The organism is Streptomyces sp. 6N223, assembly GCF_052246635.1.
Lineage (GTDB): Bacteria > Actinomycetota > Actinomycetes > Streptomycetales > Streptomycetaceae > Streptomyces.
This window is the reverse complement of sequence record NZ_JBQQCA010000003.1, coordinates 37,936-51,156: the sequence shown is the minus strand read 5'-3', so window position 1 is coordinate 51,156 and position 13,221 is coordinate 37,936. Positions and strand designations below refer to the sequence as shown.

10 protein-coding genes are annotated in these 13,221 nt (G+C 70.5%); 5 read left to right on the top strand and 5 right to left on the bottom strand.

Annotation, left to right across the window (positions count from 1 at the left end):
• The 3 genes from ACTWQH_RS03190 to sigJ all read right to left on the bottom strand — a co-directional run bounded on the left by ACTWQH_RS03190 (position 1) and on the right by sigJ (position 2,845).
• Complete coding sequence (locus ACTWQH_RS03190; protein ID WP_443284733.1) at positions 1 to 615, bottom strand: TetR/AcrR family transcriptional regulator; 615 nt, start codon at positions 613 to 615, stop codon at positions 1 to 3.
• A gap of 136 nt (positions 616 to 751) precedes the next feature.
• Positions 752 to 1,906, bottom strand: a complete 1,155-nt coding sequence (locus ACTWQH_RS03185) for an NAD(P)/FAD-dependent oxidoreductase (protein WP_443284732.1) — start codon at positions 1,904 to 1,906, stop codon at positions 752 to 754.
• 66 nt (positions 1,907 to 1,972) lie between these two features.
• Positions 1,973 to 2,845: an RNA polymerase sigma factor SigJ gene (gene sigJ / locus ACTWQH_RS03180; RefSeq protein WP_443284731.1), complete on the bottom strand. Its 873-nt coding sequence runs from the start codon at positions 2,843 to 2,845 to the stop codon at positions 1,973 to 1,975.
• A 429-nt stretch (positions 2,846 to 3,274) separates the two neighbouring features.
• Here sigJ and ACTWQH_RS03175 point away from each other — a divergent pair, with 429 nt between their 5' ends.
• Genes ACTWQH_RS03175 through ACTWQH_RS03160 form a run of 4 tightly spaced genes read left to right on the top strand, consistent with a single transcriptional unit; the run spans position 3,275 to position 6,848 of the window.
• Positions 3,275 to 4,099: a transporter substrate-binding domain-containing protein gene (locus tag ACTWQH_RS03175; RefSeq protein ID WP_443284730.1), complete on the top strand. Its 825-nt coding sequence runs from the start codon at positions 3,275 to 3,277 to the stop codon at positions 4,097 to 4,099.
• Positions 4,100 to 4,135: 36 nt separating this feature from the next.
• Complete coding sequence (locus tag ACTWQH_RS03170) at positions 4,136 to 4,783, top strand: amino acid ABC transporter permease (protein ID WP_443284729.1); 648 nt, start codon at positions 4,136 to 4,138, stop codon at positions 4,781 to 4,783.
• Positions 4,780 to 5,613 (top strand): amino acid ABC transporter ATP-binding protein, encoded by an 834-nt coding sequence (locus ACTWQH_RS03165; protein ID WP_443284728.1) that lies wholly within the window; start codon positions 4,780 to 4,782, stop codon positions 5,611 to 5,613. Before ACTWQH_RS03170 ends, ACTWQH_RS03165 begins: the two co-directional genes overlap by 4 nt.
• Positions 5,610 to 6,848 carry an aminotransferase class V-fold PLP-dependent enzyme gene (locus ACTWQH_RS03160; RefSeq protein ID WP_443284727.1) on the top strand — a complete coding sequence of 413 codons (1,239 nt, stop codon included), beginning with the start codon at positions 5,610 to 5,612 and terminating at the stop codon, positions 6,846 to 6,848. Before ACTWQH_RS03165 ends, ACTWQH_RS03160 begins: the two co-directional genes overlap by 4 nt.
• Positions 6,849 to 6,902: 54 nt before the next feature.
• On the opposite strand, the gene ACTWQH_RS03155 is transcribed toward ACTWQH_RS03160, so the two are convergent.
• On the bottom strand, positions 6,903 to 7,535 hold the full coding sequence (locus ACTWQH_RS03155; RefSeq protein ID WP_443284726.1) for a response regulator: 633 nt from the start codon (positions 7,533 to 7,535) through the stop codon (positions 6,903 to 6,905).
• Positions 7,532 to 11,242 carry a HAMP domain-containing protein gene (locus ACTWQH_RS03150; protein ID WP_443284725.1) on the bottom strand — a complete coding sequence of 1,237 codons (3,711 nt, stop codon included), beginning with the start codon at positions 11,240 to 11,242 and terminating at the stop codon, positions 7,532 to 7,534. The genes ACTWQH_RS03155 and ACTWQH_RS03150 overlap by 4 nt, the downstream gene beginning before the upstream one ends.
• A 76-nt stretch (positions 11,243 to 11,318) precedes the next feature.
• On the opposite strand from ACTWQH_RS03150, the gene ACTWQH_RS03145 reads away from it, so the two are divergent.
• Entirely contained in the window at positions 11,319 to 13,157 is a 1,839-nt protein-coding gene (locus ACTWQH_RS03145; protein WP_443284724.1) for a SpoIIE family protein phosphatase, read from the top strand.
• Positions 13,158 to 13,221: the final 64 nt, after the last annotated feature.

Genomic DNA, 13,221 nt, shown 5'->3' with positions numbered 1-13,221 from the left:
TCACTCGCCGGGCTCGCCGGGCTCGCCGGGCTCGCCGGGTTCGTCGGGTTCCAGGTGGCGGGCGATCGCTCGCAGGCCCTTGGCCACCTCCGCCGCCGAGGGCGCGCGCTCGGGGTCGATCAGCCACTGCTGGGTCAGCCCGGCGACCAGCGCCATGTGCACCGACCCGACCGCACGCGCCAGCTCCCGCTGCCCTTCGAGCTCCCCGTCGGCGTCGATGCCGTGCAGCTCGGCCGCCATATCCGTGCGGGCCTTCTCGAACGCCTCGGCGATCTGCCGCCGGATCTCGGGGAAGCGTTCGGCCTGCGCGAGCGCCTCGGAGCTGGCCACCAGCAGCGGCCGATCTGTGCCGTTGTGCGAGGCGACGATCCGCTCCCACAACGACTCGAGCCGCCCCACTCCCCCCGCCGCCCCGGCCATGACCTTCTCGCCCCACTCGAAGATCGTTTCCAGGAGCGCCGCGTTCAGCAGCGCCTCCTTCGAGCCGTAGTGGTAGTTGATCGTCCCGAGCGGCGCCTTGGCGGCGGCGGCGATGTCCCGCGAGGTCGTACGGGCGTATCCCCGCTCCTCCAGGCAGCGCTTCGCGGCGGCCATCAGCTCTTCGCGATGTCCCATGCCCGGGAGCGTACCCCATCCCTGAACAATCGTTCAGGACGCTCGTTCAGAACGATCGTTCAGGGTCCAGGAAAATCCGGGTGCGTCGGCCGAGAAGGCTGGCGCCGCGATCCTCAAGCCACGGCGTTTCCGGGGTTCATGCGGCGGGGGCGGCCGCCTCCTCGTCGCGGGGGAAGAAGGGGAGCTCGAGGTAGACGCGGTCCGCGGCGGCGAGGATCTTCACGGGGTCGTCGACCGGCGGTTGGATGTGGTGGTTGATCCGCTTCTTGACGACCGCGCCGTCGGCGCCCGACGCCATCACCCTGCGGTCCCATCCCCGGGTGAAGACCGCACCGGCCCCGCCCAGGTCCAGGCAGGTGACGTACGGGCCGGGGGTGAAGTCGCGCAGCGGCACGTCGAGCAGGTCGGCCGCCGCGTTGTACCCGGCGACCTTGCCGAGCGGGGTGGCGTGCTGGCAGGCCTGCATGACCGTGTGCTCGGCGTCGAATGCCGCCGCGGCCGTGTCCCCGGCGACGAAGACCTCGGGAAGGGCGCGCAGCCACTGGTCCACCGGCACCCGGCCGAGGTGGTCGAGTTCGCCGGAGACCTGCCGGGTGAGCTCGCTGGCCCTCATCCCCACGGACCAGACCACCGCGTCCGCCTCCACCCTGGTGCCGTCGGAGAGGGCGGCGTATCCGTCGCCGACCTCCGTCACCGTCGTCGCGAGGCGGCGTTCGACGCCAAGCTTGTCCAGCGCCGACTCGATCTCCTCGCGCGGGCCCGGGCCGAGCGGGGCCCCGATCACCTCCGACCGGTCCACCAACAGCACCCTGCCCCGGGCGGCCAGTGCGGTCGCGGCTTCCAGACCGACGAACCCGGCGCCGACAACCACGGCGGAGTAGTCCTCCCGGTCGCGCAGATGGTCGGCGAGCCGCCGGGCCCCGTCCAGGGTGTCGATGTCGAAGAGCCGTTCAGCGCCGGGCAGGCCCTGGGGCTGAACGAGCTTGCTGCCCGCCGCCAGCACCAGGCGGTCATAGCCGATCTCCTCGCCGTCGGCCACCACCACGCGGCGGTCGGTGTCGATCGTGCTCACCGAGGCCCGCAGGTGCTCGACGCCGATCGGCCCCAGGATCCTGCTGAGCTCCACCTGAGCCAGGTCCGGCTCCGGCTCGTACAGGCGCGGCCGCAGCACCAGGTGCCCGTTCGGCGCGATGAGCGTGATGCGCAGATCCGCGTCTCCGCGCGCCAGCGCCGCTCCCGCCGCGCCCCACACGCCCGCGAAACCGCCTCCGATGATCACAACACGTGCCATCGTCTCGTCCTCTCTCAAGCGACACCTCCCGGATCGGAGGGTTCGCAGGGAGACAAGACAGCGGGTTCAGATGTGACCGAGGTGGGCGAACTTCTCGGGATTGGCCAGTCTCCTGAACTCCGTGATCCGCCCGTCGACAACCTCCACTGTGTCGAGCCAGACCAACGAGCCGCCGCGGTAGGTGGCCAGGGCCGGGTGCCCGTTCACCTCGATGATCTGGAACGCGTCGGGGCGCCTGATCTCGATCGACCTGACCGACAGCAGAGCGATCCGCTCGGCGCCCCGGACCGGCCTGCGCGCGGCTGTCACCTTGCCGCCGCCGTCGCCAACATAGACGGCCTCCGGGTGCAGAATCTCGACGAGCCCGGCCGTGTCCCCCGCTTCGGCGGCCGCCTTGAACGCCTTCAGCAGGCGTTCGGTCTCGGCCCTGGACGCACGGGGCCGCTCCTCGACCGCGGCGACCCGCGCCCGCGCGCGGGAGGCGAGCTTACGGCTGGCGGCGGGCGTGCCGCCAAGCACCTCGGCGATGCGGGCGAACGGGAAGCCGAAGACGTCGTGCAGCACCAGCGCGACCCGCTCGGCGGGGGTGAGCGTCTCCATGACCACCAGCATCGCGGTGCTCACCGACTCGTCCATGAGCACCTGGGCGGCGGCGTCAGGCCCGGTCAGCAGCGGTTCGGGCAGCCAGGGCCCGACATACGACTCGCGCCGGACGCGCGCCGACTTCAGCACGTTGTAGGACGTCCGGGCGGCCAGGGTCACCAGCCAGGCCCGCAGATCCCGCACCTCGGACAGGTCGGCGGTGGCGGCGCGCAACCAGACGTCCTGCGTGACGTCCTCGGCCTCGGTCACCGTGCCGAGGATCCGGTAGGCCGCCCCGAAGACGGCGGGGCGATGCGATTCCCAGTCGGCGTCCGTCAGCGTGCCGGTCAGCTCCACCTTCGGCCTCCCTGCCCCCTCGGATCAGTGATCGACCTCCGATCCTAGGCAGAGCGATGTCCCTGACCCGAACGGTCCTCGGCGCGACGCCGGCCCGCCGGCGCTGGAGGCGAGCCGGACGCGCACCGCGCCGACCGGCCAACCACAAACCAGTCGTAGCCGGACTTGCGGGGAGCGTCACGACTGGGCGATGTTTCCCTGTTTCCCCGGAGTTAATACCCCTACGGGGTACTTGACGGACCGGGTAGTAAGGAGCAACCTGATCGGCGACCCCTGACTCATCGGGCGCCTCAACCCTGTGGGCATCTCTTGCCCTTCGCATGTGCGATGTCTGTCATCGACGACGGCAGCACCCATCCCCCGAAGCCAACACCGCTCTCCCCTCAACATCCCTGCGCTGCACTCTGTGCACTCGGGAAGGACGCCATCGTGACCCCTTCATCTCCCTCCCGGCCCTTGACGACCGTTGGGCTGCTTGCTGCCGTTGCTCTCGGCACCGCCGGCTGTTCCGCCGACGCCGACGCCGACGTGCTGGAGCAGACCCGCTCGCGCGGCACGCTGCGCGTCGCCATCACCGAGGCGAACCCCCCGTGGAACTTCCTCGAAGACAACGAGCCGGTGGGCTACGACATCGACGTGGCCGAAGAACTGGCCGAACGGCTGGACATCGACGAGGTGGAATTCATCGGCTCGGACTTCGCCAGCTTCATCGGTGGCGTGCAGGCCAACCGGTTCGACATCGTCATCTCCGGCCAGACCATCACCGAGGAACGCCTGGAACAGGTCGCCTTTTCCCGCCCCTACGAGGTGAACGGCATATCCGTCTTCGTCAGCGAGGACGACACCTCCATCACCGAAGTCTCCTCCCTGAGCGGCCAGACCATCGCGGTGACCGAAGGCACCACCCAGGCCGACTACGCCCGTGAGGAAATACCCGACGCGCAGATCAAGACCTACCGGAACGCCACACTCGCGCTGACCGACGTCGCCCTGGGCCGGGCAGACGCCGCCCTGGTCTCCCGGTTCCAGGGCGCCTACCTCGCCGAGGAGAACGACCTCGCCGTGGCCTCGGGACCACTGCTGGAGACGGAGGTCAACGGGATGTCGTTCCGCAGGGGGGAGGAGGCCTTCAAGGAGGCGGTCGACGAGGCGCTCGGCGACATGATCGAGGACGGCACCCTGTCGGAGATCTCGCGCCGCTGGCTCGGCGGCCTGGACATGGCCGAAGAACTCAGCGCGCTGCCCGCGGATTAAGGGAGCGACGGAAAGGACAAGGAGGAGGGGCGGACCATGAATCTGATCGTCGAGAACTACCCCCAACTGCTGAGGGCCATGGGCGTGACGCTCACGCTCGGCGTGGTGTCGTTCGTGCTCGGCAGTGCCCTCGGACTGCTGGTGGGACTGGCCAGAATCTCCCGGTTCCGGCTGCTGAGATGGCCGGCCATTGCATACGTGTCGCTCTTCCGTGGCACTCCGCTGCTGATACAGATCATGCTCGTCTACTACGGACTCCCCCAACTCGGCATCCTGATCGAGCCGATCCCCTCGGCCATCCTCGCGCTCACCGTGTACGCCGCGGCGTACCTGAGCGAGAACTTTCGCGCCGGCATCCTGGCCGTGGACCGCGGGCAGTGGGAGGCGGCCGACTCCATGGGCATGCCCTACTGGCGCACGCTCCGCCGGGTCGTGGCCCCTCAGGCCATACGCGTGGCCATGCCGCCTGTCGGCAGCCGGTTCATCGCACTGATGAAGGACACCTCGCTGGCGTCCGTCGTCACCGTCGTCGAACTCAGCAGGGCGGCGGAGAGCATCGGCAGTTCCACCTTTCGCTACATGGAGGCATTTCTCGTGGCGGCCGCGGCCTACTGGCTGATCAATACCCTGCTCTCCGTGGGCCAGGGCGCACTGGAGCGACGACTGGGAAGGGCATACGCATGAACGCGGTGAATCTCCATCAGACAGGCCAGAGAGACCAGACAGACCAGATAGACGTCACCGGCCTGCGCAAACGATTCGGTGCGCTCGAGGTCCTCAAGGGCGTCGATCTCACGGTGCGCCGTGGCGAAGTGGTCGTGGTGATGGGCCCGTCCGGCTCCGGAAAGACCACCCTCATCCGCTGCATGAACTTCCTCGAGGAGCCCGACGCGGGCACCGTGAGCATCTGCGGCCGTTCGGTGGCGTGCGACGCATCGGGGCGTGGACGGCGTGAACGGGCCCGGAGGGTGCGGAGCATCCGGCACCGCACCGCCATGGTGTTCCAGCAGTTCAACCTCTTCCCCCACATGACCGCGCTGGGCAACGTCGTCGAAGGTCCGCTTTCGGTACGCCGGATGCGCAAGGACGCCGCCGAGGAGCTGGGCAGGCAGCTCCTCGATCGGGTGGGCCTCGCCGACAAGGCCATGGAATACCCCTCACGGCTGTCCGGCGGGCAGAAACAGCGGGTGGCCATCGCGCGGGCACTGGCCATGGAACCGGAGGTCATCCTCTTCGACGAGCCGACATCGGCGCTCGACCCCGAGCTGCACGCCGAGGTGCTCCAGGTGATGCGCGAGCTCGCGAGGGCCGGCATGACCATGGTCGTCGTCACGCACGAGGTCCAGTTCGCCAGGGAGGTGGCCGACCGGGTGGTCTTCATGGACGGCGGCGTCGTGCTCGAAAGCGGCCCGCCGGAAGACTTCCTTACGAAACCCGCCCACCCGCGAGCCATGTCGTTCCTCCGCCTGGTGAGCCACGACGTGCCCGGCGCGGGATGGGAGCACGCAGGTTGAGCGCGGCAGACACCTCCTCACAGGGCGCCTCGCCGAGCGCCGGCCTCACGTCGGCGGAGGTCGCCCGGGCGCGCGCCGACACCCCCGGCTGCGCCCGGGTGACTCACTTCAACAACGCCGGCGCCTCGCTGATGCCCCGCCAGGTCATCGACGCGACCACGCGTCACCTGCTGCTGGAAGCGGACATCGGCGGCTACGAGGCGGCAGCCGAAGCCCACGAGCGGATCGAGTCGGTGTACGACTCCGCGGCCCGGCTCCTCGGCTGTCATCGCGACGAGATCGCCCTGATGGACAGCGCCACCCGTGCCTGGGACATGGCCTTCTACGCCATCCCCTTCCGCCCCGGCGACCGCGTGCTCACCAGCATGGCCGAGTACGCCAGCAACTACATCGCGTATCTCCAGATCGCCGAGCGACACGGGGTCCGGATAGACGTCGTTCCGAACGACGAGCACGGCCAGCTCTCGATCGACGCACTGCGCGCCGCGATCGACGAACGCGTGCGGGTCATCTCCCTCACCCACGTGCCAACCAACGGCGGACTGGTCAACCCGGCGGCGGAGGTAGGCAAGATCGCCCGCGAGGCCGGCGCGCTGTACCTGCTGGACGCATGCCAGTCGGTGGGGCAGCTCGACGTCGATGTGGCGGAGATCGGCTGCGACATGCTGTCCACCACCGGACGCAAATACCTGCGGGGGCCACGCGGCACCGGCCTGCTCTACGTACGCAGGGAGGTGCTCGAACAGCTCACCCCGCCGATGCTCGACCTCCACGCCGCGACCTGGACCGCACGCGACCGGTACGAGATGCGCCCCGACGCCCGCCGGTTCGAGACCTGGGAGGCCAACTACGCGGCCCTGCTCGGCCTCGGAGCCGCCGTTGACCACGCCCTCGGCTGGGGGCTCCCGCGCATCCAGGCGCGCGTCACCTCGCTCGCGGGGACGCTCCGGGAGCACCTCGCCGGCATCCGCGGCGTCCACGTCCGGGACCTCGGCGTTCAACGCTGCGGCATCGTCACCTTCACCGTGGACGGCGTTGATGGCGTAGAGCCGGCTCAGGTGAAGTCCGATCTGGCCGAGCAGAGGATCAACATCAGCGTCTCGCGGCCCCCCTCCACCCGGCTGGACATGGAAGACCGCGGCCTCAGCTCACTCCTCCGGGCGTCCGTGCACTACTACAACACGGATGAGGAGATCGCGGCCCTGGCCAGAGCGGTTCGCGCCTGCCTGGGATGACCGCGGCGCGGCGGTGGCAGGGCCACGCGTTCCAGACAACTACTCAACGTGGTTCTAGGTGGCGCCGGATGGCGGGAGAGTGAGGGATCGGACGAGGCGTTCCAGTTCGGCGATGTGGTCGGCGAGGCCGGCGGTGTGCTCGCCCTCGCGGAGCAGTGACTCGATGCGGACCAGCCGCACGGTGATGTCGGCCAGCCCTTCCGCCGCGGACTCGTCGGCGACGGCCGTCTTGTCCGCGATGAGCAGGCGCCTGAGCTGCTCGGCCTGCCGCGCCAGCTGGCGGTTCACCCGGTGCAGCTCGAGGAAGACGTTGACCTTGGTGCGCAGCATCCAGGGGTCGACCGGCTTGGCCAGGAAGTCGGACGCGCCCAGCGCGTAGCCCCGGTAGGCGTAGTCGGAGTCGACGTCGGCGCCGGTGAGCAGGATGATGGGCACGTCCTTGGTCTGGTCGAGTCGTTTGATGTTCTCCGCTGTCTCGAAGCCGTCCATGCCCGGCATCAGCACGTCGAGCAGCACCACGGCGAACGGCTCGCGCAGCATCGCCTTCAGGGCCTCCTCGCCGGAGCGCGCGGACACCACTCGCTGGCCGAGCGGGCCGAGTACGGCCTCGAGTGCGACCAGGCTCTCCTCCATGTCGTCGACGATCAGGATGCTCGACCGGTCGTCCGGAGGGGGCGGGTCGGTCATGGTGACGGCTCCGACGGGGACGGGGGATCGTCATGGGGCCGGTCGGGGGGCGGGGGCATCTCCGAGGCTCCCGCGGTGCGGTGGGAGGTGGCGTCCTCGCCCTCCCTGGCGTCGATCTCCTCGTAGATGGCGGTCAGCAGCCGGTCCACGTCGACGGGCTTGGTGATATACGCGTCGGCCCCGCTGCCCAGCGCCTTCTCCCGGTCGCCCGGCATGGCCTTCGCGGTGAGCGCGACGATCGGCAGGTTGGCCAGCCGCGCGGTCCGGCGGATGGTGCGAATCGCCTCGTAGCCGTCGATCTCCGGCATCATGATGTCCATCAGGACCAGCGAGACCTCGGGAGAGCGCTCCAGCACCTCGAAGCACTCACGGCCGTTCTCCGCGTAGCGCACGGAGATCCCGATCCGGCCCAGCATGTGGGTGAGTGCGAACACGTTCCTGATGTCGTCGTCGACGATGAGGATCTGACGGCCGGCCAGCACCTGCCCGGGGCGGCCGCTGAGCCACTTCTTCAGCCGTGTCGTCTCGGGCCAGATGCCCGTCTGCCGCTCCTCGCGCGGCGCGGGCTTCGCCCGCGGGGCGGGGGCGGCGGGCAGGGGTCGCTCGGGTCGCTCGGGTCGCTCGGGTCGCTCGGGCGGGGGAGGCGTGGGCGTGGCGGGCTCCGGCCGCGCGGCCGGAGCCTCCGTGGGCCGTGGCGCGCCCGGCGGCAACGGCGTCACCTCGCCTGCGGTCTGCACCCCTGTCAGGTCCGTCGCGGTCTCGCCCATGAGGGCGGCGCGGGGCAGCTCCGCCGGGGTGTACAGGGTGAAGCGGGAGCCCTCGCCGAGGGTGCTCTGCACGTCGATGTGGCCGCCGAGCAGCCCGGCGATCTCCCGGCTGATGGACAGACCCAGGCCGGTGCCGCCGTACTTGCGGTTCGTCGTGCCGTCGGACTGCTTGAACGCCTCGAAGATCACCGAGAGCTTCTCGGGCGGGATCCCGATGCCGGTGTCCTCCACCGCGAACGCCAGCACGGTGTCGGCGGTCCGCAGCGTCTCCTTCTCGAACTGCGCGGAGGGGACGCTCTCGACTCTCAGGTACACGCCGCCGGACGAGGTGAACTTCACGGCGTTGGACAGCAGGTTGCGCAGCACCTGCTGGAGCCGCTGCTCGTCGGAGTACAGCTCGGCCGGGACGTCGTCGCCGACGGTGACCTCGAAGGCCAGCCCGCGGTCGAGGGCGAGGGGGCGGAAGGTGGCGCGCACGTAGTCGAGCAGCTTGGTCAGCGGCAGCCGCCTGGGGCGGAGATCCATGCGGCCCGCCTCCACCTTCGACAGGTCGAGGATGTCGTTGATCAGCTGCAGCAGGTCGGAGCCGGAGCGGTGAATGGTCGCCGCGAACTCGACCTCCTGCTCGGTGAGCCGGCCGTCCGGGTTGTCGGCGAGCAGCCGGGCCAGGAGCAGCAGCGAGTTGAGCGGGGTGCGCAGCTCGTGCGACATGTTGGCCAGGAACTCCGACTTGTACTGGGAGGACGTGGCCAGCAGCGCGGCCTTCTCCTCCAGCTCGGCGTTGGAGCGCTGGAGTTCGTCGGAGCGCTGCCGCAGCTCGGAGGTGAGGCGCTGGGACTCCGACAGCAGGGACTCGGTGCGGGCGTTGGCCAGGATGGTGTTGATGGACACGCCGATGGTCTGGGCGAACTGGTCGATGAAGGTCAGCTGGATCTCGTTGAACGTGCCGAACGACGCGACCTCGATGACGCCGAGCAGCCGGTCCTCGAAGACGACCGGCAGGATGAGGATGCTCGTCGCCGGGGCCGAGCCGATCCCCGACTCGATGGTGACGTACTCCGGCGGGGCGTTCTCGACCAGGATGCGCTCTCGCTGCTTGACCGCCTGGGCGACGAGGCCGCGGAGCGGGGAGGCGGATTCGAGCCGGTCGTGGGCCGGGCCCTCGATGCCGTAGCCCGCGATGAACTCGAGGTTCTCGTCCCGATCGCCGGGGTCGACCAGGAAGAACGCCTCGGACTGGGCGTTCACCAGCGGGGCCAGCTCGCGCAGGATGAGGTCGGCGACCTCCACCAGGTCCCGGTGGCCCTGCATCAGGCCGGCGATGCGGGTCAGGTTGGACTCCAGCCAGTCCTTCGTGCGGGTGGTCTCGCGGAGGTTGGAGACCATGCGGTTGACGTTGTTCTTAAGCTCCGCGACCTCGCCCCGGGCCTCGACCGAGATGGAGGGGGACAGGTCGCCCTGGGCGACGGCGCTGGCGACCTCGGCGATCGCGCGGACCTGGGTGGTGAGGTTGGACGCCAGCTCGTTGACGCCGGTGGTCAGCCGCTTCCAGGTGCCGTGCACGCCCTCGACCTGGGCCTGGCCGCCGAGCTGGCCCTCGCTGCCGACCTCGCGGGCCACCCGCGTCACCTCGGAGGAGAAGTCGGAGAGCGTGTTGACCATGGTGTTGAGGGTGGTCTTGAGCTCGAGGATTTCGCCGCGTGCGTCGACGTCGATCTTCTTGGACAGGTCGCCGTTGGCGACGGCCGTGGCGACCTGGGCGATGTTGCGGACCTGGGAGGTGAGGTTCAGGGCCATGAAGTTGACGTTCTCGGTCAGGTCCTTCCAGACTCCGGAGACGTCCCTGACGTGGGCCTGTCCGCCGAGGTTGCCGTCGGTGCCGACCTCGCGGGCGACGCGGGTGACCTCGTCCGCGAACGCCGACAGCTGGTCGACCATCGTGTTGATGGTCAGCTTCAGCTGGAGAATCTCGCCGTTCGCGTCGACCGTGATCTTCTGGCTGAGGTCGCCGCGGGCGACGGCGGTGGTCACCTGGGCGATGTTGCGGACCTGGGAGGTGAGGTTCGACGCCATGAAGTTGACGTTGTTGGTGAGGTCCTTCCAGACGCCGGAGACGTCCCTGACGTGGGCCTGTCCGCCGAGGTTGCCGTCGGTGCCGACCTCGCGGGCGACGCGGGTGACCTCGTCCGCGAACGCCGACAGCTGGTCGACCATCGTGTTCACGGTCAGCTTCAGCTCCAGCAGCTCGCCCGTCGCCTCCACCGTCACCTTGCGGGTCAGGTCGCCGCGGGCAACGGCCGTCGTCACCCCGGCGATGTCCCGCACCTGCTTGGTCAGCCGCGAGGCCATGGTGTTGACCGCCTCGGTCACCTGGCGCCACGTGCCGGGCAGGCCGCGCACGCGGGCCCTGCCGCCGAGCCGGCCCTCGGTGCCGACCTCCTGGGCGAGCCGCGTGATCTCGCCGGTGAACAGCGACAGGCGGTCCACCACCCGGTTCAGCCCCCGCGCGAGCAGCCGCAGGTCGCCGTGCTGCTGACGCTCGCCGTCGCCCAGCTGCACGCGGCGGCCCAGGTCGCCGTCGGCGACCGCGTCCAGCACCCGGATCGCGCTGAGCATCGGCGTCGCCAGGGCGTCCATGAGCTGGTTCGCGTCCCGCACGGTGCCGGACCACTGGCCTGTCCCGGGGCTGTCCGAGATCCGTTCGTCCAGCCGGCCCTTCCTGGTCACCTCGCCGCGGACCCGTGCCAGCTCGGCGGAGAGGTGCGCATTGCGCGCGGCGATGCGGTTGACCACCCCCGCCATCTCACCGGCGATGCCGTCACCCGGTTCCCGTACGCGCGCGGAGAAGTCCCCGTCGCACATCGACTTGAGCGCCTCCAGCACCGGACGGAACTCGGCGTCGCCCACCATCTCCTCCCCGGCCTGCTCCTGGTCCTCCATGGATCCCGTCCCGATTCGACGTCCTATTCGTCGCAATTATAGTTATTTATGTCGATTCCCGAAGGGGGAGACATCGGTGCACCCCGCATGCAGCGACCAGGGCAGATCCGGATCGAGCGGCAGCCTGCCGGTGAGCCGCGCGACGCCGTCCCGGGCGCGTGCCTTCGTGCGCGCGGTGATCGCCGAGCGAGCCCTTTCCACCTCCTCCACCGGACCGGCCACCGACCGGCTCAGCGACGACGCGGCCCTCCTCGTCAGCGAGCTGACCAGCAACGCCTTCATGCACGCCGGCACCGAGACCGAGGTGCGGTGCCAGACCGAGGTCGCCCACTCGCCCCCCGGGCCGCCCCGCGCCACCCCGCCGCCGGAGGCCGCCCGGCTCAGCGGCGTGCTGGTCGAGGTGGTGGACCGGCAGCCCGCCGCCCGGGTGCCCGGTGATGGCCGACGCGGCGGCTGGGGCCTGGGCCTTGAGATCGTGAACGCTCTCGCCGAGTCGTGGGGCGTGACGTACCGGCACGCCGAGAAGGTCGTGTGGTTCCACGTGGACGTCACCGAGGAACCGCCGGGCCCGGCCGGGCCGCCGGACGAGGCCGCGGCGGCGGTCGTGGAGGGGGCGGCCCGCTGGGCGGCCGAGCTCGGGGAGCCGCCCGGCGGCGCCCGGGCCGGGAGGACGGCACGGCCGTCGAGTGGCCAGGTCACGAGCGGCGGCACATTCCTGGCCGAGGCCAGCGAGCTGCTCGCCGGGCAGCTCGACGAAGACATGATCGCCGCGCTGGCGGGCCAGCTTCTGGTGCCCCGGCTGGCCGACTGGTGTGCGGTGTGGCTGACCACGGAGCGCGGCGGGATGCGCCTCTCGCGCGTCTGGCACGCCGACGAGCGCCGCGTCGCCGCGCTGCGGACGGCGCTCGAGCCGGACCCGCCGGTCCCCAGCCTGGGCACCGTCGGCGTGTCGTGGCCGTGGCCCGAGGGAGCGGGGACCAGCGGCGGCTCGGCGCTGGCGTTCTCCCTGGTGTCGCACGGTGACTGCCTGGGCCACCTGGTGATCGGCCGGTCGGAGTCACCCGGGGTCACCGACGCCATGGCGCGAACCGTGGAGGACGTGGCGCGCCGGGTGGCCCAGGCGGTGGTCACCGCGCGCATCTACACCCGCCAGGCCAGCATCAACCGGGCGCTCCAGCGCCGCCAGCTCCCCCAGTCGCTGGCCACCCTGCCGGGCGTGGAGTCGGCCATCGTCTACGAGCCGCACGGCAGCGGCCAGACCGTCGGCGGCGACTTCTACGACCTGTTCCCGGTGGACGACGGCCGCTGGTGCTTCCTGCTCGGTGACGTGCAGGGCAAGGACCCGGAGGCGATGTCGGTCACCGGCCTCAGCCGTCACCTGGTCCGGCTGCTGGCGCGCGAGGGCCACGGCGTCGGCTCGGTGCTGGGCTGGGTGAACGCGGTGATGGCGGAGGACGCGGCCGAGTCGGCGAGCGTGGGCGGCGAGGTCGTCCAGCCGCGCTTCCTGAGCCTGGTGTACGGGGAACTCGTTCCCGAGGAGGACGCCGGCGGCGCCCACTGCACCCTGGCCAGCGCCGGCCATCCGCTGCCGCTGCGACTGGCCGTGGACGGCACGGTGACGCCGGTGGTGCGCCCCCAGATGCTGCTCGGCATCGACGAGCACACGACATTCACCTCCCAGGACTTCTGTCTGGCGCCCGGCGAGACGTTGCTGTGCGTGACCGACGGCGTGACCGAGCGGCGCAGCGGGGAGCGGCTGCTCGACGACGACGACGGACTGTCCGCGATCCTGCGCGGCTGCGTGGGGATGGGGGCGATGGCGGTAGCCGAACGGGTGCGCAGAGCGACCCACGACTTCGGCCCGGATCCGGTGGAAGACGACATCGCGGTGCTCGTGCTGCATGCCGTTCCCTAGGCCGTCTTGCCGGCCGGACGCCAGACGACGCGGCCTGGTCCACCAAGATCACCGGCCTGCTCCG